General features: G+C 40.5%; 18 protein-coding genes and 1 tRNA gene. 9 read left to right on the forward strand and 10 right to left on the reverse strand.

From position 1 onward, the window contains the following. Window positions 1-17: 17 nt before the first annotated feature. The 3 genes from ED557_08840 to ED557_08850 are packed head-to-tail and all read right to left on the reverse strand — an operon-like array spanning window position 18 to window position 5,359. Complete coding sequence (locus tag ED557_08840) at window positions 18-2,285, reverse strand: hypothetical protein (GenBank protein ID RNC83867.1); 2,268 nt, start codon at window positions 2,283-2,285, stop codon at window positions 18-20. Then, window positions 2,286-3,092 carry a hypothetical protein gene (locus ED557_08845; GenBank protein RNC83868.1) on the reverse strand — a complete coding sequence of 269 codons (807 nt, stop codon included), beginning with the start codon at window positions 3,090-3,092 and terminating at the stop codon, window positions 2,286-2,288. It lies immediately after the preceding gene. Continuing rightward, window positions 3,089-5,359, reverse strand: a complete 2,271-nt coding sequence (locus tag ED557_08850) for a TonB-dependent receptor (protein ID RNC83869.1) — start codon at window positions 5,357-5,359, stop codon at window positions 3,089-3,091. The genes ED557_08845 and ED557_08850 overlap by 4 nt, the downstream gene beginning before the upstream one ends. Before the next feature lie 97 nt (window positions 5,360-5,456). On the opposite strand from ED557_08850, the gene ED557_08855 reads away from it, so the two are divergent. The 4 genes from ED557_08855 (at window position 5,457) to ED557_08870 (ending at window position 9,712) form a co-directional block, all read left to right on the forward strand. Continuing rightward, entirely contained in the window at window positions 5,457-6,650 is a 1,194-nt protein-coding gene (locus ED557_08855; protein RNC83870.1) for a D-alanine--D-alanine ligase, read from the forward strand. Window positions 6,651-6,670: 20 nt separating this feature from the next. After that, complete coding sequence (locus ED557_08860) at window positions 6,671-7,543, forward strand: hypothetical protein (protein RNC83871.1); 873 nt, start codon at window positions 6,671-6,673, stop codon at window positions 7,541-7,543. A 142-nt stretch (window positions 7,544-7,685) separates the two neighbouring features. Continuing rightward, a complete protein-coding gene (gene mdh / locus ED557_08865; protein ID RNC83872.1) occupies window positions 7,686-8,642 on the forward strand; it encodes a malate dehydrogenase in 957 nt (318 codons plus the stop codon). A gap of 86 nt (window positions 8,643-8,728) precedes the next feature. Beyond that, window positions 8,729-9,712: a gfo/Idh/MocA family oxidoreductase gene (locus ED557_08870; GenBank protein ID RNC83873.1), complete on the forward strand. Its 984-nt coding sequence runs from the start codon at window positions 8,729-8,731 to the stop codon at window positions 9,710-9,712. Here the strand turns inward: ED557_08870 and ED557_08875 are convergent. The 4 genes from ED557_08875 to ED557_08890 are packed head-to-tail and all read right to left on the reverse strand — an operon-like array spanning window position 9,701 to window position 12,846. After that, window positions 9,701-10,507, reverse strand: a complete 807-nt coding sequence (locus ED557_08875) for an NYN domain-containing protein (GenBank protein ID RNC83874.1) — start codon at window positions 10,505-10,507, stop codon at window positions 9,701-9,703. The genes ED557_08870 and ED557_08875 overlap by 12 nt on opposite strands. 40 nt (window positions 10,508-10,547) lie before the next feature. Further along, window positions 10,548-12,020, reverse strand: a complete 1,473-nt coding sequence (locus tag ED557_08880; protein ID RNC83875.1) for a hypothetical protein — start codon at window positions 12,018-12,020, stop codon at window positions 10,548-10,550. Further along, a complete protein-coding gene (locus tag ED557_08885) occupies window positions 12,017-12,451 on the reverse strand; it encodes a 3-dehydroquinate dehydratase (GenBank protein ID RNC83876.1) in 435 nt (144 codons plus the stop codon). Before ED557_08885 ends, ED557_08880 begins: the two co-directional genes overlap by 4 nt. Next, a complete protein-coding gene (locus ED557_08890) occupies window positions 12,448-12,846 on the reverse strand; it encodes an HIT family protein (GenBank protein ID RNC83877.1) in 399 nt (132 codons plus the stop codon). Before ED557_08890 ends, ED557_08885 begins: the two co-directional genes overlap by 4 nt. Window positions 12,847-12,917: 71 nt before the next feature. On the opposite strand from ED557_08890, the gene ED557_08895 reads away from it, so the two are divergent. Further along, entirely contained in the window at window positions 12,918-13,400 is a 483-nt protein-coding gene (locus ED557_08895; GenBank protein RNC83878.1) for a hypothetical protein, read from the forward strand. Window positions 13,401-13,475: 75 nt separating this feature from the next. Further along, a tRNA-Lys gene (locus ED557_08900) sits at window positions 13,476-13,551 on the forward strand. Window positions 13,552-13,637: 86 nt separating this feature from the next. On the opposite strand, the gene ED557_08905 is transcribed toward ED557_08900, so the two are convergent. Continuing rightward, a complete protein-coding gene (locus ED557_08905; GenBank protein RNC83879.1) occupies window positions 13,638-15,560 on the reverse strand; it encodes a hypothetical protein in 1,923 nt (640 codons plus the stop codon). A gap of 85 nt (window positions 15,561-15,645) precedes the next feature. Between ED557_08905 and ED557_08910 the strand changes: the two genes are divergently transcribed. From ED557_08910 to ED557_08920, 3 genes are read left to right on the forward strand one after another with little or no spacing between them, the layout of a single operon-like run. Continuing rightward, window positions 15,646-15,951, forward strand: a complete 306-nt coding sequence (locus tag ED557_08910; GenBank protein ID RNC83880.1) for a septum formation initiator family protein — start codon at window positions 15,646-15,648, stop codon at window positions 15,949-15,951. Window positions 15,952-15,982: 31 nt separating this feature from the next. Further along, a complete protein-coding gene (locus tag ED557_08915; GenBank protein RNC83881.1) occupies window positions 15,983-16,927 on the forward strand; it encodes an ROK family protein in 945 nt (314 codons plus the stop codon). Window positions 16,928-16,938: 11 nt separating this feature from the next. Further along, window positions 16,939-19,641: an LPS-assembly protein LptD gene (locus ED557_08920; protein ID RNC83882.1), complete on the forward strand. Its 2,703-nt coding sequence runs from the start codon at window positions 16,939-16,941 to the stop codon at window positions 19,639-19,641. A gap of 287 nt (window positions 19,642-19,928) precedes the next feature. On the opposite strand, the gene ED557_08925 is transcribed toward ED557_08920, so the two are convergent. Both ED557_08925 and ribD read right to left on the reverse strand, forming a co-directional pair. Further along, window positions 19,929-20,528, reverse strand: coding sequence for a riboflavin synthase (locus ED557_08925; protein ID RNC83883.1), 600 nt, complete (start codon window positions 20,526-20,528; stop codon window positions 19,929-19,931). A gap of 5 nt (window positions 20,529-20,533) precedes the next feature. Then, complete coding sequence (gene ribD / locus ED557_08930; protein ID RNC83884.1) at window positions 20,534-21,664, reverse strand: bifunctional diaminohydroxyphosphoribosylaminopyrimidine deaminase/5-amino-6-(5-phosphoribosylamino)uracil reductase RibD; 1,131 nt, start codon at window positions 21,662-21,664, stop codon at window positions 20,534-20,536. Window positions 21,665-21,757 lie beyond the last annotated feature (93 nt).

Genomic DNA, 21,757 nt, shown 5'->3' on the forward strand with positions numbered 1-21,757 from the left:
TTGTACTATTGTCTTTTTCATTTGAAGGAAATTTTAGCTGCTGCATAAGGAAGAATCGGAGTCTGATCTACCCGCTCAAGCGCATTTAAATCTACGTAGAACACATTGCTTCGGTCATATGTGTTTATACACCCAATCTCAGTATCGAATACCATGTTCTTAGAAATAGTAAAACTCCGTTGAATAGATACATCTAAGCGATGATAATACGGCAACCGATCATTATAAGGCTGACTGTAGAAAGTACGTGGAACACCTGGGTTCTCGTCCGTTGTTCCAAGTGTCACATCCGGTATTAAATCAAAACCAAAAACTTTGGTATAGGGTTTTCCGGAGCCAAGATTCCAAACCGTACTGAACTTTAACTTTCCCAGTGTAGCATTAAATATAGACGTTATTTGATGCCTTTGATCATGAGGCGGGGAATAGCTGAAAACCTGTTGATCTAACCAGGCTCCCAGGTCATCGGTTCGGGCTTCATAAGTTACTTTACTCCATGCATATCCAAGTTGTATATACAAGCTTCTTGTTTCATATTCTACACGTGCATTAGCTCCATAGCTTTTTGCATCAGCCAGCGCAGGAGTTACTGAAACCTGGGCAAGTGTTGTCCATTTGGCAACGGGCAAGCCTTCGTAGGTCATATAAAAACCTTCAACGTTTGTTTTAAAGTTCGAGCCAAGTCGTTGCTTCCAACCAACAATTCGGTGTATGGAGCTGAAGAGATCCGCCAGATTTGAGTTTGAACGGTAAATGGTAAAGGCGGTACCTGCGTCCCGCTGATCGCTAAAGCCGTCGATTACCTGATGATATTTACCCACGGCTAAACTTACTTCCGATGCAGAACTTCCAAATGGTTTTGTAATTACCCTGAGGCGCGGTTCAAAAGTTAACCTTGACTCAAAGGTACCCTGAGTACCTAAACTGGGTATTATTCTTATGTCTTTTGTGATATCATACTCACTTTTAATATGCAGTTGCGCCATAGGCAGGCGCTTTGTAGATGTCTGTTCTGCAAATAAAAACCGTTCGTCTACTGTTGCCTGAAAAGTGTTTGATAGGATTTGTATCCCAAAATCGAATTTCTGCCCAAACCAATAGTCTTGAAAATCTAACCTCATATAGGTTTGTCTAACAATAGAACTGTTATTTGTTCCTGTATCACTTACTTCTTCATTCTCAAAGGCAGTATGTCCTATGGAAACTTCGAAAGGCAATACAAAGCTCTCATCGAATCCAAAGCATCTAATTCCAAACCCCGTATTACTCCAGCTCAGGTATTTGTCGGTTAACTCACTGATCCTGCCTCTGTCGTTAGTGAGCAGCCCTGTGGCATTACACATAAAACCATCTCCATGAACGGAATAACGACCCATTAGATCATGAAACTCCATATCCTGCTCCCGGGTGCCTAAATATCCTGAAAATGACTTGATTGTGGATACTCTTCCGCTTGCAAAAAAAGAGGACTTTTTCTCGTGAATTGGTCCTTCAATAAATAATGAAGAAATATATGGGCTTATACTACCGCTCCCGCTGTACCGTGTCATATTCCCGGTTTTCAAATTCACATCAATCACAGCAGAGGTAGAACTCATATAACGGGTATCAAAGCCTCCGGCGAGTACATCGATACTACTTACCACAGGTTCTGGAAACGCCGAAAACAGATTTGAAATATGAAACGGCTTGATAATGGGCAGGTCATCAACTAATACTATGTTTTGAGCTGGAGTTCCACCCCGGATATATAAATCACCACCTGTATCTCCTATACTCACCACACCCGGTACATTACGAATATAGGCCATCAAGTCCCCATCAAGGCTCATAGAGGGAACCCTACTCAGATCTTCGGCGTCAACTCTTGTAATACCCAGGCCACCGGTAGTAAACCCTCGTTCTTCTTCAACAATTACTTCACCTAACTCACCTATAACAGGGTTTAATTCAATACGCTCGACCCATATTTCTGACGGCTCAAGAGTTATAATTTGCTCGTGGGTTTCAAAACCGAGAAATGAAATCTGAAGCTGATAAGACCCAGGACGTAATCGCTTAAATTCGCAAAACCCATCAACGTTGGTCACACAATATGCCTCTAATTCGGTTTCTCCATTAACATAGAGTAATACATTGGCGCCAGTTAGCGGATCTCCACCTTCATCGGTAATCACAATTCTTATTGCAGAACCAGACTGAGCAAATACATTCTGACCCGGAGAACACCATACAAATAAAAGAGCGAAAAAAGTTGCGATCTGAACTTTCCTTTTAATATTCATTTATTCGAAATATTGGATTACCTGCTGGTCGGTATAAAACGCCCCAAATTCTCCTATGGAAATATACCCTTCTTGTTGCCAATCATTTTTATCGATAAAAAAGTTCGAACCATAGTGAAATACATCGAACTCCATAGTGCTGGCGCTCATTTCAAACTCCATACATGGATCTGAAAAAAGTCGATATCCAAATCTTAACACATTTATCAATTGGATGGAGTGTGTTAATGTATCTCCACTCAGAGTGTATTCATCAGAAGTGTAATATCCTATTTTCCCCTCCGGAAGTGTAATTCGAAGATCGATTTCATTAGCCGTTAAAATCGGGTAAAAAGAAACATCAATGGTTGAGTAGCACGTTCTGCGCTCAGGTTCGGGAAGAATAATTTCCATATTAGCTCTGCTTGGTGTATTCCAGGTTCCCGTAATCCTTTCGCCTGTAGAGATTCGCTCCACGTTCATTTCATATTGTTTGCCGTATTCAATATCGTAGCTAAAGAAGTTATGGGTGTATACCCCGTCATATATAACTACACTATCTGAAAGCTCCCTTTCCCAATCGTCGGTTATATTTTTTAGATACACACGGGCATCTATTTCAGGTGTATCCTCTTCGAATAGTGTTTTGGTAAGATCGTCTACTCTGAAAAAGTGAGGCGCCGGATCGCTCATATTTATTACTCCAAATACAGAAAATGCTGCTCCTCTTTTGTCGAGAGCATCCACTGTATTATCGCAGCTAATAACACCCGATACGATGAAACAGGTAATGCTTAGTAAAGCGATATTTAAAAACTTCTTTTTCATTTAAAAGAGATTTTAGCTGCTAAATATGGCAATATAGCTGTCTGATCGACACGCTCAAGAGTATTTAAATCCACATAAAAAACATTGTTACGGTCATAGGCATTCAGGCATCCCAGTTCCGTTTCAAAAGTAATGCCTTCCGAAATGTCAAAACTTCGCTGTATCGACACATCCAAACGATGATAATAGGGCAGTCTTGATCCAAAGGGTTCGCTGTAAAGAGTTCGTGCTACTCCTGGGTTTTCGGTAGGGGATACATTGGGTACGTTCACATCTAAATCAAAGCCGAAAACCTGGGTATAAGGTTTTCCGGTACCAAGCTCCCAAATGAGGTTAAATTTAAATTTTTCAATTTCTGCGCTAAACAGGGTGTTGAGCTGGTGAGTCTGATCATGCGGAGGAGAATACGTGAATACTTCCTGATCAATCCAAGCACCAAGAGATTCACTTCTGGATTCATAGGTAACATCAGAATAGCCATAGTTCACAGATATAAAAAGAGGCTTTAACTGGTATTCTAAACTGGTGTTAAACCCATAGCTTTTCGAGTTAGCACGCACTGGCTCTACAAATACCTGAGCTACGGGAGTCCACCTTGCCACAGGAACACCTGTATGGTTCATATAATAGCCCTCCACATTTACAGTGAAGCGTGATCCAAATTTATGCTTCAATCCAGCTATCCGATGTATAGATTCAAACAGTCTGCCTACTGAGTCGCTTGCCCTGTATATTGTGAACGAAGTGCCTGCGTCTCTTTGGTCGCTAAAACCATCAATAGCCTGAAAATACCTACCAAAAGCAAAGCTTAATTCTGAATTCTGTGAAGCAAAGGGTTTGGTTATAATCCTGACTCGTGGCTCAACTGTGGGTGAAAAATGTACATTTGCCTGTGATCCTAAGCTGGTTATTACCTTAACCCTCTCTGATACATTAAAATCACTTTTGATATATAGCTGATACATTGGATAACGTCGTTCCCTACCAACAATATCCAGTACTGCAAAACGCTGATCTATCTTCGTCTCGACGGTGTGTACCAGTATTTGCAATCCAAAATCAAACTTATGACCTAACCAGTTATCCTGGAAATCAAGACGCATAAAAGTCTGCTTTACACTCGACCGGTTATTAGTTCCTTCGCTACTAACCTCCCTGTTTTCAAAAGTAGTATGGCCTATCGATGCTTCAAAAGGAAGGGCAAAAGCACCTCCGAAACCAAAACATCTCATCCCTATCCCTGTATTTGTCCAACTTAAATACGCTTCACTTACCTCGCTAATCCTTCCCTGGTCATCAGTTATTAAAGCAGTAGCATTGCACATAAAATCATCTCCATTTATGGAGTACCTGCCCACCAGATCATAGAATTCGATATCTCTTGCTTCTGTACCTAAATACCCGGAAAAAGACTTAACCGTCGAAGCCCTTCCGCTTACTAAAAAGGAAGATTTCTTTTCTTCTACCGGACCTTCTAAAAAAATAGAAGAAATGTAGGGGCTTAAACTACCGCTTCCCGAATACCTGCTCATGTCTCCACTTTTTAAATTTACATCAATCACAGCAGATGTTGAGCTCATATAACGAGCGTCAAATCCTCCAGCTAATACATCAATATTATTAACTACGGGTTCCGGAAACGCCGAAAATAAATTTGAAATATGAAAAGGCTTGATAATGGGCAGGTCATCAACCAACACTATATTTTGGGCCGGAGTCCCGCCCCGAATGTATAAATCCCCTCCGGAATCACCTATACTTACTACACCCGGTACCGTACGGATATAAGCCATTAAATCACCATCAAGACTTACCGATGGTACACGACCAAGGTCTTCCGCTTCCACCCGAGTTATACCTAACCCGCCTGTAGTAAAGCCTCTTTCTTCTTCTACTACAATTTCACCAAGCTGCTCAACATCGACTAGTAGCTCAATGCGTTCCACTCGAATGTCATCTTCACGAAGTATTAACAGTTTTTCGAAGGTTTTGAAACCCAGAAAGGAAATACGCATTTTATAGGTACGGGGGCGTAGACGGTTGAATTCACAGAAGCCATTTACCGATGTGACGCAATACTCTTCTAGTTCTGTTTCTCCTTCAAGGTAGAGTAATACATTGGCTCCGGTTAATGGATCCCCGCCTTCATCAGTTACTACAACACGAAGAGTGGAATTAGTTTGCGCAAAAAGGTCGTGCTCCAATATCACAGGAACAAAAAAAAGCACTAAAAGCTTTAAAATTTGTATACCTTTTTGATTAAACATAGACGACCAATAGCAGAACCTGTAAAACAGTGAAAAATTGTTGAGGAATTTGGTTTAATCTAATCTTTAAGAAATTTAAAATCAGCTAACTACTTTAATGTCCCAGAAAAATCTTGTTGTTGCCTTTGGTGGAGCCTCCCCTGAACATGAGGTATCGGTGCTAACAGCGCACCAGGTCATCGCTTCTTTACAGGATAGCTCATATACCCTTATCCCTCTATATATCACTAAATCAGGGCGCTGGTTTACCGGAGATTCGCTTTTGGATTTATCTTCATTTAAAGATCTGAAGCAGTTGGAACAAGATGCCATTTCATGTGCTTTTGTTAAAGATGAAATTGGGAGAACTCTGCTAAAAGAACAAAGCAAAGCCGGGCTTTTTTCGAAATCAAAAGAATGGGCTGTTTATGCTGTAGTATGTGCTTTTCATGGAAGTGAAGGTGAAAATGGTGCTTTCCAGGGAATTTGTGAGACGTTTAACATCCCTTACACCGGTAGTGGTGTACTTGGCTCTTCAGTTGGAATGGATAAGCCCAAGGCTAAACAATTATGTGAGGCAAATGGGATCCCGGTTACAAATAGTCTTGATTTTTTTGAGAGTGACTGGGAATCGGATCAGGCGACTATCTTGAAAGAAGCAGGGCTTCTTGGATATCCACTCGTTGTAAAACCTGCTACCCTTGGAAGTAGTATTGGGGTTAAAAAAGTGGATGATGAAAATGAGGCAGTCGAAGCGATCGAAACAGCTTTTCGTTACGACTCCCACTTATTAGTTGAAGAAGCCATCCATCCTTTAATGGAAATCAATTGTTCGGTATTGGGTTCTGCAGAGAATTGTAGAGCCAGCGTGTGCGAACGTCCGTTGGGTATTACTGAAACTCTTTCATTCGAAGATAAATATCAGAGCGGAGGGAGTGCTGAAAAAGGAATGGCCTCAGCTGATCGGATAATTCCGGCCGACATCTCTTCAGAATTAACGAATACCATTAGAAGTCTGTCTGTAAAGATTTTCAAAACTTTTGATGCCGGAGGCGTAGCCCGATTGGATTTCCTCGTGAATGCTGAAACGGAAGAAGTTTATTTCAATGAGATAAATACAATTCCGGGTTCCTTTTCTTTCTACTTATGGGAAAAATCTGATCTTTCGTTTACTCAGCTAGTAGAAGAACTGATTCAGATTGCCCTCAAAAAGCACCAGGCTAAAAATGGAAGGATTAGAAGCTATGAAACTAATCTGCTTAGCGAAAAGGCTGCGACAGGGATCAAAGGCCTAAAAGGAACTAAAGGCTAAGTTCATTACTTTTCACCATTATGAAACTCGCAGTAGTTGCTAATCCCGGAAAATACGAAGTTAAGGATGTCATTCATTCTACCATAGAATGGTCGAAAGAATCTGACTCCCATCTTTTTCTCTGCCGTGAAGTTTGCCAGTTACTCGGTGTTGAAGCTTCCGAAACACTCTCCATCACTGATTCGGATAATGAATCTATCGACCAATGCGATGTGGTTTTGGTTATGGGAGGGGATGGGACCATCCTTTATACTGCAAGAATCTCAAAAGCTTCAGGCAAGCCAATCCTTGGTGTTAATAGTGGTAGGCTGGGTTTTATGACTAATGTGCAAGCTGAAGAACTCGAAGAAGCACTTAATCATATCAAGGTAGGAAACTATACTCTCGATAAGAGGCACTATCTTAAGGCTACCGATAATCAGGGAAATGAATATTTTGCGCTAAATGAGTTTTTGTTCAGCAGAAAAAACTCTTCTATGGTTAATATTAGCGCTGAATATGACGGAAGTTTTATTAACACCTACTGGGCAGATGGGCTTATTGTCTCTTCATCCACAGGATCTACGGCCTACAATTTGTCCTCCGGGGGGCCGATAGTAGCCCCAGGATCGGGAGTGGTTTTAGTTACTCCAATTAATCCACACACTCTTACTTCACGCCCCCTTGTACTGCGTTCCGACCGACCACTGAAAATAATTGTAGACCCCGACCAAAGTGATATTCTCTTTTCTTACGATGGAATAATTTGTGAGGACCAGTCATTGCCACTAGAGGTAGAGATCATTAAATCGAAGCTGTCCTTTAATCTCATCCAGCTGCCCGGTCAAAATTACTTTGAAACACTTCGCAAAAAACTTATGTGGGGGCAAGATTCGCGAAGATCAAAAAACTAAGCAGAACACGCTTAAATCAGTCTTTGTTAATTAATCAAAAAAGAGAGCCGAGAACGGCTTAATGAATATACATCATCACATAAAATTCATAATTTTAGGGCATTATTAATCGAAACTAACAATCCACAAAAAAACTAAATCCATGAAAGTAACTGTAGTTGGAGCCGGAGGTAATGTTGGGTCTACCGTAGCACTTAGCGTAGCCCAAAGAGATTTCGCAAAAGAAGTAATAGCTGTTGATCTTGAGCGTAAAGATGGCGACAAAACTTTTTACCCTTCTAAAGGGCGGGCCCTTGACCAATGGGAAGCTTCTCCAATCCACCTTTTTGATACCCGTATTAAAGGAACTACCAATTATGAGGACACTGCTGGATCGGATGTTTGTGTGATTACCGCCGGTGTTCCAAGACGTCCTGGTATGAGCCGCGACGACTTACTTGAAATCAATGCTAATATCGTTCGAAGTGTTACCGAGCAGCTTGTAAAACACTCACCTGATACTATCATTATTGTTGTTTCAAATCCATTGGATGTAATGGTACAGGTAGCAAAAGATGCGTCCGGACTCCCTTACGAAAAAGTAATGGGTATGGCAGGAATCCTGGATACTGCTCGCTATCGTGCCTTTATTGCTGATGAATTGAATGTATCTCCAAAAGATATCCAAGCTCTGTTAATGGGTGGTCATGGTGATACTATGGTTCCTCTTCCTCGATTTACTACGCTTTCAGGTATGCCTATCACACACTTCATTTCTGAAGATCGCTTAAATGAAATTGTAGAGCGCGCTAAGAAGGGTGGAGGAGAAATTGTTGGATTGATGGGAACATCAGCATGGTATGCTCCTGGTGCTGCTGCTGCCCAGATGGTAGAGGCAATTCTCCTTGATCAGAATCGAATTTTCCCAGTATGTGCACACATTGATGGACAATACGGAGTTGAAGACTTGTACATCGGTGTTCCGGTTAAACTAGGAAAAGGTGGAATTAAAGAAGTAATTGAGGTTGAATTAACCGATTCAGAAACCGATCTTTTACATGAATCAGCCAAAGCCGTTCGCGGAACTTTGGATGCATTCAAAGCATTAATGAATAAGTAAACAAACGAGGACCAAGGTTCTCACTACTTGCATATGATCCCCTGCATTATTTTGATGCAGGGGATTTTTTTTAACTACTTTCCAATATGGATAAAATTAATTGGGGAATAATTGGTTGCGGGAAGGTTTGTGAAGTAAAGAGCGGGCCTGCTTTTTCTAAGGTAGAACACTCCAATCTGGTTGCAGTAATGCGAAGGAATGCTGATAAAGCTTCGGACTATGCTAAAAAGCATCATGTTCCCATCTGGTATTCCGATGCAGATGAACTAATTCATAATGCAAAAGTGAATGCCATCTATATAGCAACGCCCCCTTCTTCACACCTTGAGTACGTCCGAAAGGCAGCAAAAGCCGGTAAGCCTGTATATGTAGAAAAACCTATGGGCCGAACTTTTGCAGAATGCGAGGAAATGATCCGTGTTTGTAAAGATGCCGGGGTGCCTTTATTTGTTGCATATTACCGGAGGCGCCTACCCTATTTTTTAAAGGTAAAAAAGTTATTGGACTCCAGAGCCATTGGAACGCCTACTTTAATAACTCTTACGCTTATCAAATCAGCTAAGCAATCGGATACTGACCCTGAAACTAATTGGCGAATAAACCCGGAAATTTCAGGTGGAGGGTATTTCCATGATTTGGCATCCCACCAATTCGACCTGTTCCATTTTTTGCTTGGAGATATACGTGAAGCAAATGGCTCATTTAGTACTCATCATATAAATAATGAGGGACAGGATTCAATCTCGGCGAGCTTTCAATTCGAGTCAGGCTTAGTAGGTTCAGGTTCATGGACATTCACTTCAATTTGGGAGCATTATAAGGATGAAGTGGTCATTTATGGCGACCAGGGAAAGCTAACTTTTGCCTGCTTTAACGGTAAAATTCCAATTGTACTGGAAACCAGTAACAAGCGAACGGAGTTTAACCTCCCATATCCCGAGCATGTTCAGCAACCCCTCATCACAACTATTGTAGATGAACTTATGGGAAAGGGGAAATCGCCAAGTACCGGACAATCAGCTAGTAAAGCAAATTGGGTGATTGATCAGGTATTAAAGTCAGCTCACTAATTCGATATTCTCAGCTACCAGCCCTTTGTCATTCTCAACTACATCAAACTCGAAAATTAAATCTCTGCTTGGTATCTGACTGGAATCTAGGTCTCCTGCAAATTGTGAGATATGGGCAAAGAGTGTCTTATAAGGAGAATCGCAATCCCTTGAATCTGTCACCCAAAGTTTGTCACTCATTTTTGTAAGAAACCTCATAAACCCGTACCCATCTTGATGAGAAAAATCGTAACACACTCCCCTCACCCTTGACCCTGTTTCTCCCCATTGATATGGAGAATCCAGCGGTAGCATTTTTGGTATCAAATATCCCGATACAGAGCAATCTACGGCCTTCTTTAATCCAGCCGATACATTATCGAAACCAATATGCTCTACTTTACATCCCTTGTCCTGGATGGCATTTACCACGCTTACATAGCTTCCATTACTTGTAAGTAATACTATTTTGTCGAGGTGCTCTGATTGAACAATCATATCGACAGCCATTTCCATATCAATGTTTGATTTGGAAACCTTTTCTCCTGTTTCATGATTGGTGTAAACCTGTACGGGCTTTTCTATGACTTTATATTCAAAGTCTCTAAGCATTTCACAAAACCGCTTATTTCTGGCTTTATATTCTGCATCTGTCTTTAACCGTTCTTCATCATAGCACAAATACACATTTAACCGAGAAGCTACCCCACCATCCCTGCATGCAAATTTTCGGAGCGTATCATACCTGAGGCCATATCCCCCATTCATAGTTACATTAACTGCATCTACATAAATCCCAATTTTCTGTCCGTTCATCGTTCTTAAAATTTATAAGCTTAATTAATACTAGCCGAAATCAGCTGCTTTTTTGGGGAAGCAACCGATTTCCAAAGCTTACTACGCTGATCGCTATCGATGTGGTAATAAATAATAGTATTGAAACAGAAAGGTCTGAAAAAAATCGTTCAGTTAAAAAAGGCTTTATATATAGAGCTATGGCCGCTAAGCCTATCACACTAAAACCCTGCCATAAATTGTAGGGTACCTTAAATGATTTAGTTGAGTACCAATAGATAAGAAGAGCCATCAACGCATAGCTTGTAAGAGTGGCTATAGCTGACCCCATCATTCCAAACTTCGGGATTAAAACAAGATTTACAACAACGGTAGTTCCAGCTCCAATCAACGTAATTTTTGCCAGCTGCTTCGTGTTCTCAGCTATAAAAATCCCCGCTGAAAAATTTACATACCATCCCTGGAACCAATAGGCTATTAATAGAAACGGCACAATCGAAAGCCCCATCCAATACTCCTGGCCAATCAAAAGGGTATCCAGGATTGGTACTTTGATTGCAACTATCTCATTTACAAATAACGAAACTCCTAAAAAAAGAACCGCAGCAAATACATTGAAATACTTAAACGCCTGGGCAAATAACTCCGGAGCTTTTTGATCATCAGACTGCCTCATAAAGAATGGTTGCCACGCCATTCGATACATCTGAACTAACAACAGCATAAATACAGAAAGCTTATAACATGCATTATAAACCCCCACAATATGCTCAGGACTATAGTCCATACCATATATTTCGATAATGGAATCCTGAGACATTCCTTTCAGAAAAAACCGATCCAACATTTCATTGATTACATGTCCGATCCCGGCAGGAATAAAGGGTAGTCCAAAGGATAAGGCTTTGGTAAGAAGCTCTTTATTGAAGCTTGCCTTCCACATCTTGATGGTCACAATCCAGATCACAATAGCAGTTACAGCAGAGGCAATGAGGTTGCTAATGAATACGGCTTCTATTCCATAATCAAGCACCAGGATTAAGTAAAAATTCAATCCTAGATTGATAATTACATTCCCTGTTTTTAACACAGCAAAAAGGGGCGCTTTTTGGGAAAGCCTTAACTCAGCAAATGGGATAATAGCCAGCGTATCAAAAATTAGTATCCCTAACATCATAAGGTAGATCGAATCACCACTTACCAAGCCAAGGAACGGAGAGAAAACTGGTTGTAAAGCCCAAACCAGCAAACCGATTATAAGAGATACTCCTACTAAAAATATCTGAAGGGTTCGAAAAAAGCCTCTGGCTTTATCACGGTCTTTTGCATACCTGAGATAAGAAGACTCCATGCCCATCGTAAAAATCACATTCAAAAAAGCGATGGCTGCATATACCAAGCCTACCACTCCATAAGTCTCCGGAGCAAAGACCCCGGTATAAAATGGAACTAGCAGATAGTTGATGAAACGCGCAAAAACACTGCTTATACCATAGATAAGGGTATCAGAAAAAAGTTCTTTAAGTTTGCTCAATCCTGGGTTGATAGAAGTTCAATTGCTTTTATACCAAGTACATAACTCTGTTTTCCAAAGCCTGTGATTATTCCATCCATAACTTCTCCGGTTAAGGATTTCTCCCGAAATTCCTCCCTGGCATGAATGTTTGAAATATGCACTTCAACTTTTGGAAAAGTAATTGGTTCCAGGGCATCACGTAGCGCTACTGAAGTATGGGTATATGCACCAAGGTTTGTAACGACCCCTCTTGTCCCGTCAATCATAGCTTCCTGAAGCCTGTTTATGAGCTCTCCTTCAACATTGCTTTGGTAAAAGGAGAAGTCATGTTCAGGAAACTCATCTTCCAAAAACCTATTCAACTCCTCAAGGGTCCCTGAACCATATACGTTGGTGTTGCGAGTACCAAGCAAATTAAGGTTTGGTCCATTTAGTACTAGAATTTTCATAATTGAACTTTTTGGCTGATTAGTTGAGCAAGTTCCTTCATTCGCTGCTCGTTAACATCAGATTTTCTGCCAAGACTAACAGGCTGCCCTTCATAGTAAATTGGAATCAGATGAATATGGGCATGTGGGACTTCCATTCCTTCAACAATTATACCCGTTCTTATAGTACCAAGTGCATCATCCATAGCAAGAGCAATTTTCTTTGTGAAGAGATTTAATCCCGTTAGAGTTTCGTCATCTAAATCGAAAAGATAGTCCACTTCTTTTTTAGGGATTACCAACGTGTGCCCTTCAGCAATAGGATTGATGTCCAAAAAAGAAAAGAATCGATCATCCTCTGCTATTTTATAACAAGGAATTTCTCCATGTATAATTTTGGTAAAAATGCTTGGCATTTGACATCATTAATTTCTGTTATATTCAGCGAAGATATTATTTCGAATCAAGAATTGCTTATCAACCATTTATGAAATATTTCCTGATTATTGGAATCACCTTTTTGTCCGGTTCTCTTTTTGCTCAAAAACCCGATTTAGTCGGAAAAACGACCGAAGAAGAGATCCGATCGGAACACAGAGTTTTTGATATTTATACAGATCGATACACTCCAAACTCGGAGTCAGTAGCTTTTTTAAGCAAGATTGAGGACTCAGTTAAGATTTATGTACTGTTTGGAACCTGGTGCCATGACAGTAAAAAACAAATACCTGCTTTCATGAAAACACTTGAAGAAGCAGACAATCCTCTTATTGAAGTTGAGTACATAGCGGTGACCAGAAAAAAGACAGATCCGGAAAATTACTATATACAATGGGACTTGAAGCTTACCCCAACTTTTGTTATCTACCGAGCAGAGCAAGAATTAGGAAGGATTATTGAAGAACCTACTAAACGGCTAGAAGAAGATTTAGTAGAAATTTTGGCAGTCGGTTCAACTTCAGATCAGTAAGGAATTCTAATACTCTTTGTTCAATTTTAAATTGAATAAGTTTATTCAAAAACCTTATCTTTGGAGTCTGTGGCTGATCCGGTAGCTCAGTTGGTAGAGCAACTGCCTTTTAAGCCGTGGGTCGTGGGTTCGAGTCCCACCCGGATCACGAATATATATCCCCTAAGAGTTCATATTGACTCTCTCTTGACCAACCCCTTTCGATTGACCTCGGACGGGGTTTTTTATTTTATATAGCTAAATAGTTACCACTGGACGAAGCCTTTCTAATCTCTTTTCTCCAATTCCATTGACATTAATTAGTTCCTCTACCGTTTTAAATCCTCCATTCTTCTCCCTGTACTCAATGATTCGTTTCGCATAGGTTTCGCCGATTCCGGGTAATAGCTCCAACGTAGCCTGATTAGCTGTATTTATATTTATTGGGTAAACCGCATCTATTGCATCCCCTCTGGATACTTCTTTCTGTCGGGATACTTTTGTCCCAATCTTATCCGGGGTTTTCCAATATCCTGCTTTACTCTCTTTTGCTTCTTCTTCATATGCTTTAAATGCCGCCACTGAATCCGGATGCTGCGAATAATAGTTAGAGAAGCTTCCATAACCATTTTTTAGCATTTCTTTGTTTAGGGATAAGAGATTTCCATCGTAATCCAACTGTACGTAAGACATGAATGCACCGTACCTGGACTCGGGCGCATTTCGTCCAACTCCTTTTACTTTTACTTTTCTTCCCTCTATTAAATTACGCAGATAGTCTACTGTTGCTCCGGAAAAATATCTGGACGAATCCTGACCAGCATAAATAGAAGGCACATTCACTCCTAATAACCTAACCGGATAACCAAAGCCTGGAAGTATTTCGATCTCAAATTGACTGCCGTCTCGTATCGCAAATATTGAATACCAGGTATCGGTGCTTATCGTTGGGGCAGGAGCATATGTTTCCCCTTTCGCCCTGGACATCACCCCTGAAAAATCCGCAGCATATTGATCAGCTATCTCATCTGAATAAATGATAAGAAGGTTCTCATCATTATTTACTTCCGCATTATTAGAAAAATTGTAAGAACCAGTTACTACTACCGCAATATCATCCTCACTTGTATTGTCTGCATCAATCACCATTGTTTTATGGTGGAGCTTCCTCGTTTCTTTGGCAGGTAAAATCATTCGGTTGTTTTGTTGAGCTTCATCTGAAGCCCATATCTCTCCAGCATTTCTATACCTGCTATAAAAACCGGGGTCTATCACTCCTTCAAGCTTTATTTCTCCGCTTGCACTTGCTTCCCAAAGCGCCCGGCTCAGCGGAATATTTGGAGTAATTGAAAAGGCCTGGAATTTGATATCCGATTGAGCTTCTTCCTGCACTAATCGTACTAGCCGATCGCTGATACTCGGTTTACTTCCATCCCTGTTAATAGGGGCGAAGTAAATCTCAACCTTAATACCCCCCACGTCAAACACATTTTGACTTACATTCCTTTTGTCTTTATGAAATACCGCTCGTTCTGGATTTGGCCTTTCGTTATCGCTCCCCCACATTTGATTAAACTCTTCAGTATATACTTTGGCTACCTCATCATCTTTTATTATAACCACATTATTTGTGTTGTAAGCACCTGTATAGGTTAGGTTAGTAGAGCCTGTCCAAACAATATCATCCTCATTCGAAGAACTTAAAAAATCAATTACTGCAAATTTGTTGTGCATATCTGCTCCGGCATTAACCAACCGATTATCCTGAATTCCTCCCGGGTAGCCATAAATATCTCCATCATCATCTATTGAGATTATTTGTCCCTCCTCAAGCATACTCCACATAGTTGCATCAACCTCGCGGCTGTCTGTTCTGTTGTGGTTATCCGTTACTATGCGAATTCGAACTCCCCGTTGTTTAGCTCGCACAAGCGCCTTCCCAATTCTTGGGTGCTCTAGGTCATAGATGTTTAAATCCACACTTGATGTTGATGAATCAATTAAAGTCTCAAGGGTGCCTATTAAATCCCAGTTATCATTATCAGCAGAATACTCAGCATTCCGAATCTCCCCTGAAGGCATATTAAAATATACCTTGATCCATTCATTACTTTGTGCATGTACATAATCTCCAAATAGAAGTGTAGCTAAGGAGATAAGTATCATTGTTCTAGCAGACATGAATACACACCGCTTTGGATTATTATTAAAGAACAAATTAATGTATTTTTGTTAGCGGCAAAGTTAATTCTATAATAAATCATCTATGAAAGCAGATCTGCTAAATCCACTACGCTGGAATAAATCCTTTCTTCTGCTCTTGTTAGGGGCCTTTGTTTTGGTTTGGTTTTCTTTCATTGATACTTACAGCATTAACACCCGATGGGAGTTGAACGAGCGAAAAAAAGAGTTACAAACCCGAACAGGAGATTTAGCCGAGCGCTCAGAAATATTAAAAGTACAGTTGGAATCTTTGGAAAATGATCCTGCCCTTCTTGAAAAAATTGCACGTGAAGAATATGGGATGAGAAAACCTGGTGAAACCGTATATAAAATTAAGCCCGAACAATAACGGAAACCCTGGTAAAAAGAATTTCGATTTAATGAAAGCAGTAGCAATCGATTTAGGTGGTACAAATATTAAAACCGCCGTTGTTGATAGTAACGAAGGAATTATTGAGCAAACCTCAACACCTACTCACGCAGATCTTGGCCGAGACCACTTGCTTGATCGTATAGCTGGTACCATTGAAGAGCTCACAAAAAAAGACGATGTAGTGGGAATTGGTTTAGGGCTTCCGGGAATGATTAATAACGAGCAAACCACTGTTCTTCAGGCTCCGAATTTACCCGGATGGGATAATGTAAATGCAGCTGATGAGATTACATCACGTACCGGGCTGCCTTGCAGGATTGAAAATGATGCGAACATAGGGGCACTTGGATCACTTCATTTTGGTGTTGGGCAAAAGTATGACAGCTTTGTTATGATTACACTTGGTACCGGAGTAGGTGGGGGTATTATCTACAACCGAAAGCTTTTTAAGGGAACCCAGGGTATGGCTGCAGAGCTTGGACATGTAATCATTGATTATCATGGGCCACTCTCTAATAGTGTAACCCGGGGAACAATCGAAGCTTACATAGGACAGCGTTTCCTCAGTCGTTTTGCTTCTGACATGATTATTCAGAACCCGGACAATAATCTTTACAGAAAGTTCCATAATAATTTTGATAAGCTTGAACCTGTTGACCTTACTCAGGAAGCAAATCTTGGGAATGAACTTGCCATAGAGATTCTTCAAAAAACGGGGCAACGTCTTGGTTATGCGATTATTAACTATACCCACATTTTAGACATTCGAAAATATGTACTGAGTGGTGGCGTTTCTAAAGCTGGTAAATGGCTCTTTGATCCTGCTCGTGAAGTAGTTAAAAAACATATGATGGCTCCTTTTCAGGAAGGATTTGAGCTTGTTTATGAAGATCTTGGAAACGATAGCTCATTACTTGGAGCAGCAGGTCTGGCTTTCGATTCTTTTGCTTAATAATCTAATAAATGCAGAAAAACCGGTTTACATATATCGGTAAATATACATTCAGTATTTGCCTGATATGGGGATGTCTTTCTGCAAATCTTTTGGCTCAGCAAACGCCACCACCTCCGCCCGATACAAGTAAGGTTCAACCAAACCTTCCTGATACTACCCGACCTCAAACACCTGCACTTCCCCCTTCTCGCTCATCCGTTAACCGATCTACTCCTCCTGATGCTGTTCAATTCCAATCCAATGATTCACTTATTGTAGACTTTAGATCAGGCAGATTAGCAACCCTTTTTGGTAACTCAAAAGTAGAACATACTTCCGGCACGCTGACCTCAGGAGAAATCCAGATGAATCTGGAAAAAAATACCGTTGAAGCTACCGCCACTTCGCCGGAAGACACATTGTCAATGCCAGTATTGAAAAGAGAAACTGACGAGATCAGAAGTAATCGCATTCTTTTTAATTACAAAACAAAAAAAGGGAAATTTGAGCAGGCCCGCGTTGAAGTAGGAGAGGGAAACCTTATAGGGTCTAAGGTTAAAAATGTTAGTGAAACTGAAGTCTTTATTGAAGATGGGATCTATTCTACCTGTCCACCTGATTATCTCTATTACTATATAAAGGCAAAAAAGATGAAGGTAGTAGACCAGGATGAAATCTTTTTCACGAATGCCCGGCTTTATATTCTGGATATCCCATATCCAATAGTATTTCCATTTGGCTATGTGCCTTCAGGAGTTGATCAAAAACAATCCGGGTTATTAACTCCAACCTACGTATTTGATGCTCAGGCCTCTCGGGGAATTGGTTTAAATAATGTAGGATGGTTTCAATATGTCAACGATTACTTTACTACCGAAGTTAATGTTGATGTGTTTACGTCCGGGACATTTGCCCTCGAAAATAGAAATCTCTACAAGAAAACCGGGGTATATAACGGTTCTATAAATGTTGGGTACTCTATTGATCAGGGACTTGAATCAACCGATCCTGATTTTACCAGAAGCGTAAACAAATCAATTGGAATACAGCACAGCCAAACCATTTCTCCGTATTCCTCTTTATCAGCAAATATTAACCTTAGAACAGAGGACTACTTCCGGCAGAACTCTTTTGATATAAACGACAATGCGCAGACTTCAGCCAATTCAAGAGCCAGTTATAATTATAAGCACCCGGAAGGGTTATTTAGCTTTGGCACCAATGCTTCACTGAGTCAAAATTTCTTTAGTAACTCAACTTCTTTACAGGGTCCATCGGCTAACTTCACGTTAAAAACTCTTACTCCTTTTAAAAGTGATCGATCAGGGAATGATCAAAGATGGTATGAAAATATCTCCGTTAGGTATAGCAATAGCTTAAGGTCTCAATTTAGCTACCGTCCTATAGATGCAGATACCGCTGAAACTACTTTTCTTGAAGCGCTCTTATCTCCTTCAGAATACAGAGAAGCGACCGGAAATAATGATTATTACCGTACCGGATTACAACAAAAGGCCACTATACAACTAGGGCAACTCTTCCCGAGTCAGTTTATAACCTCTTCTGCCAATTTTAGCATGAATGAGTACTGGTTTCCAACCTCCATAAGAAAAGAATTTAATGCTGATTCTAATCGTGTAGAGACCAATAAAATTATAGGCTTTGCATCAGGAAGGGATTTTTCATCTTCTTTTAATCTTTCTACCAGGATTTATGGTATTTCAAATCGAAGAATTGGGAACCTGGAAGGTTTTCGTCATACACTGCAACCATCTGTGAGCTTTACTTACCGGCCTGATTTTAGCGACGAAAAATGGGGTGTATACAGAACTTTTATAAGTGATACCCTTGGTACAGAGGAAACCTATAGCATTTTTGAGGACGAAGTCTTTTCTGGTCCAGGAGCTGGAGAGCAACGATCTATAAGCTTCGGAATTTCGAATGTGTTCGAAACTAAGATTGTGAACCGCGACTCAACGGGAGAAAAAAATGAGCGAAATCTTCGGCTCATTGATGACCTTTCACTGCGTTCATCCTACAACTTTGCTGCTGATAGTCTTAAACTTAGCCAGTTATCTACTTCTCTTCGCTCAAATGCAATTCCCGGGATTAATGTTACAGCCGGAGCTAATTTTTCTTTCTATGAACGTAATGCAAATGGTTCGCGCATTAATCAATTTTTATTTTCTGACGGTGGCAAGCTTGCTCAGCTAGAATCCTTCAATTTATCAGCGGGGACTTCATTTAGAGGAGGATCAGGAAGGATTAGAACATTCACCCCTGTTTATCGCCGGAAATACGACCCTTTCAACCAGGCAATCTTTAGCCCCATTGATCCTGGCTATGGATATGAAACCATTCCCCCTTTAAACTCTCCATGGAGTTTTAGTCTCAACTTCAGCTATCGCTGGACCTACCGTTTCGACCAGGATCCTTTGAAAACTGCTGCTATTAATGCGAATAACATTTCTTTCAACTTAACCCCAAAATGGAAATTCCGAACAACATTGGGTTATGACTTTATTCAAAAAGAACTCACTCCTTCGCAATTCAGCCTGACCAGAAATTTGGAATGTTGGGATCTGTCTTTTCAAATCAACCCATTTGGAGACAGACAGTATTACTTCTTTAGCCTTAGAGTGAATAGTGCTCAAATACAATCCTTATTCCAGAAATTACCTGTCCTCAAGAATCTGGAAAGAAACTCTTCCGATACAGGAAGGGGGTTATAGAGTCACCTCTATTAAAGTCATTCCGAACTTGTTTCGGAATCTTACGGAATGGCTAAGAATGTAATATCTGTCACTAAGCCTTATATCGAGAATAATACTCTTTCAAAATATTCTATTTCTATTCTCTTGACGAATTAATAGCTCAGGAGTACGAAGTCATAATCTCATGATGTTGATTAACCAGATTAACATTCTCTGTTATATGCTTGAGGTGCTTTATGGCTCCAGTCCTTACGAAGATCCCGAAACAAGTTCGGGATGACTTCTTAGTTTTACTTAGAGATTAACTAACCGCGTTGAATACTCGCTAAATACTTAACCACGTATTTACCAATTACATCAAACTCCAGGTTCACCTTATCACCCACTCCTTTGAACTGCAGGTTAGTGTGCTCCCAGGTATAAGGGATGATAGCAACTGTGAATTCATTTCCTTGTTCGCGCGCTATTGTAAGGCTTATTCCCTCCATTGTGATGCTCCCCCTGCCAACAATCATCGTTTTAAATTCTTCGGGAAATCGAATGGTAAGCAACCATCCGGTTTCTTCATTTTCTACTTCAATGATTTCACCTACAGTATCAACATGACCTTGCACCAAATGACCTTCAATTCCGGTTTGTAGCGTAAGAGAGCGCTCCAGATTTATATTACTTCCTTGTGAAAGTTCCCCCATGGTTGTCTTGCGAAGTGTTTCTTCAACACTTTGTACCGTAAAAGTTTGATCATCAAATGCTGTTACTGTATGACAAACTCCATTGATCGAAATACTTTCATCAATATGGCAGGTACTGGCAAACGAAGAAGCGATCTCAAACTCAATCCCTCCACCATTCAGGCTTTTCACTTCTTTAATGGTTCCAACTTCTGATACAATTCCTGTAAACATAATTTTTAAATGTAACCGGTTAATAACATGTCATCACCTATCTTTTCCCAACTAACCTCTTTAAAGCGGATGATATCTCGCATTTTATTCACTCCAATATTAAGAAAAGACCTTGTGCCTCCACCCAACATTTTAGGAGAGATAAAGAGTTCGATTTTATCCACGAGCTTCTCCTTTATTAAAGCGGAAGAAAGATGCTGACCACCTTCAATAAGTACTGAGGTAATTCCTTTTTCAGCAAGTTGATTTAGCATTTCTTTTAAATGGATATGCCCATTCTTTTTCGAAACCTGGATCACTTCTCCTCTAAAATAATTGTGCTGCATCAGTTTTAGCATCGGATCTGCATCCGTCGCTGACGCTTGCTTATTCCAGGTTACTACTATGGTTTTCTCCTCATATTTATCTGAAAAAAGATTAAGCGTTTTGGGGAGCTCATAAGGTCCATCCAAAACAATTCTCTGGGGCTGTCTTCCTTTAACATGGCGAACTGTAAGTGATGGATTGTCGAGCATGGCTGTTGATCTTCCAACTAGTACCGCATCGTACTCTGATCTCCATTTATGAACCCTTTTCCTAGACTCTTTCCCTGAAATCCACTTGGAATCTCCATCCGGAGCTGCAAGGTAACCATCTGCAGTTTGAGCAACTTTTAAGGTTACAAATGGCCGCTTAAAAAGCTGGTGATGGATAAAAAACTCGTTTAGCTTCTCCGCCTCATCTTTAAGAACACCGATCTCTGTTTCGACTCCTGCATTTCTAAGTTGGGCTAAACCACTTCCATTTACTTTAGGGTTTGGATCCTGCATCGCCACTACTACTCTGGAAATTGGTAGCTTGCTTAGTAGTGCTGCGCATGGAGGAGTTTTTCCATGATGTGAGCAAGGTTCCAATGATACATATACCGTTGAATCCTTTAACAGGGCAGTATCTTTTACAGACTCTACTGCATTAACCTCAGCATGTGCCTCTCCGAATTTCTCATGGTACCCTTTTCCGATTAAATCACCTTCTTTTGATACAATTACACACCCTACCATTGGATTAGGTGAAACGAAGCCTTTTCCCTTTCTGGCAAGGTCAATAGCTTTCTGCATCCAAAATTCGTCGATTTGTAACTGCTCGGTTTTTTCCATCGCTCAAAGTTAGCTCTTGTTTTTGTAGCAAAAAATAAGAGCCACAAAAAAAGGGCGAACACAACATTGTCTCCGCCCTTTTAAAAATCTGAT

Source organism: Balneola sp., from assembly GCA_003712055.1.
GTDB lineage: Bacteria > Bacteroidota > Rhodothermia > Balneolales > Balneolaceae > RHLJ01.

What these genes read in the sequence shown, in the direction of transcription:
- ED557_08895 (RNC83878.1), top strand. Translation starts at nt 12,918, where the DNA reads ATGAAATATTTCCTGATTATTGGAATCACCTTTTTGTCCGGTTCTCTT.
- ED557_08910 (RNC83880.1), top strand. Translation starts at nt 15,646, where the DNA reads ATGAAAGCAGATCTGCTAAATCCACTACGCTGGAATAAATCCTTTCTT.
- mdh (RNC83872.1), top strand. Translation starts at nt 7,686, where the DNA reads ATGAAAGTAACTGTAGTTGGAGCCGGAGGTAATGTTGGGTCTACCGTA.
- ED557_08925 (RNC83883.1), bottom strand. Translation starts at nt 20,528, where the DNA reads ATGTTTACAGGAATTGTATCAGAAGTTGGAACCATTAAAGAAGTGAAA.
- ED557_08890 (RNC83877.1), bottom strand. Translation starts at nt 12,846, where the DNA reads ATGCCAAGCATTTTTACCAAAATTATACATGGAGAAATTCCTTGTTAT.
- ribD (RNC83884.1), bottom strand. Translation starts at nt 21,664, where the DNA reads ATGGAAAAAACCGAGCAGTTACAAATCGACGAATTTTGGATGCAGAAA.
- ED557_08915 (RNC83881.1), top strand. Translation starts at nt 15,983, where the DNA reads ATGAAAGCAGTAGCAATCGATTTAGGTGGTACAAATATTAAAACCGCC.
- ED557_08850 (RNC83869.1), bottom strand. Translation starts at nt 5,359, where the DNA reads ATGTTTAATCAAAAAGGTATACAAATTTTAAAGCTTTTAGTGCTTTTT.
- ED557_08885 (RNC83876.1), bottom strand. Translation starts at nt 12,451, where the DNA reads ATGAAAATTCTAGTACTAAATGGACCAAACCTTAATTTGCTTGGTACT.
- ED557_08905 (RNC83879.1), bottom strand. Translation starts at nt 15,560, where the DNA reads ATGTCTGCTAGAACAATGATACTTATCTCCTTAGCTACACTTCTATTT.
- ED557_08860 (RNC83871.1), top strand. Translation starts at nt 6,671, where the DNA reads ATGAAACTCGCAGTAGTTGCTAATCCCGGAAAATACGAAGTTAAGGAT.
- ED557_08855 (RNC83870.1), top strand. Translation starts at nt 5,457, where the DNA reads ATGTCCCAGAAAAATCTTGTTGTTGCCTTTGGTGGAGCCTCCCCTGAA.
- ED557_08840 (RNC83867.1), bottom strand. Translation starts at nt 2,285, where the DNA reads ATGAATATTAAAAGGAAAGTTCAGATCGCAACTTTTTTCGCTCTTTTA.
- ED557_08875 (RNC83874.1), bottom strand. Translation starts at nt 10,507, where the DNA reads ATGAACGGACAGAAAATTGGGATTTATGTAGATGCAGTTAATGTAACT.
- ED557_08845 (RNC83868.1), bottom strand. Translation starts at nt 3,092, where the DNA reads ATGAAAAAGAAGTTTTTAAATATCGCTTTACTAAGCATTACCTGTTTC.
- ED557_08920 (RNC83882.1), top strand. Translation starts at nt 16,939, where the DNA reads ATGCAGAAAAACCGGTTTACATATATCGGTAAATATACATTCAGTATT.
- ED557_08870 (RNC83873.1), top strand. Translation starts at nt 8,729, where the DNA reads ATGGATAAAATTAATTGGGGAATAATTGGTTGCGGGAAGGTTTGTGAA.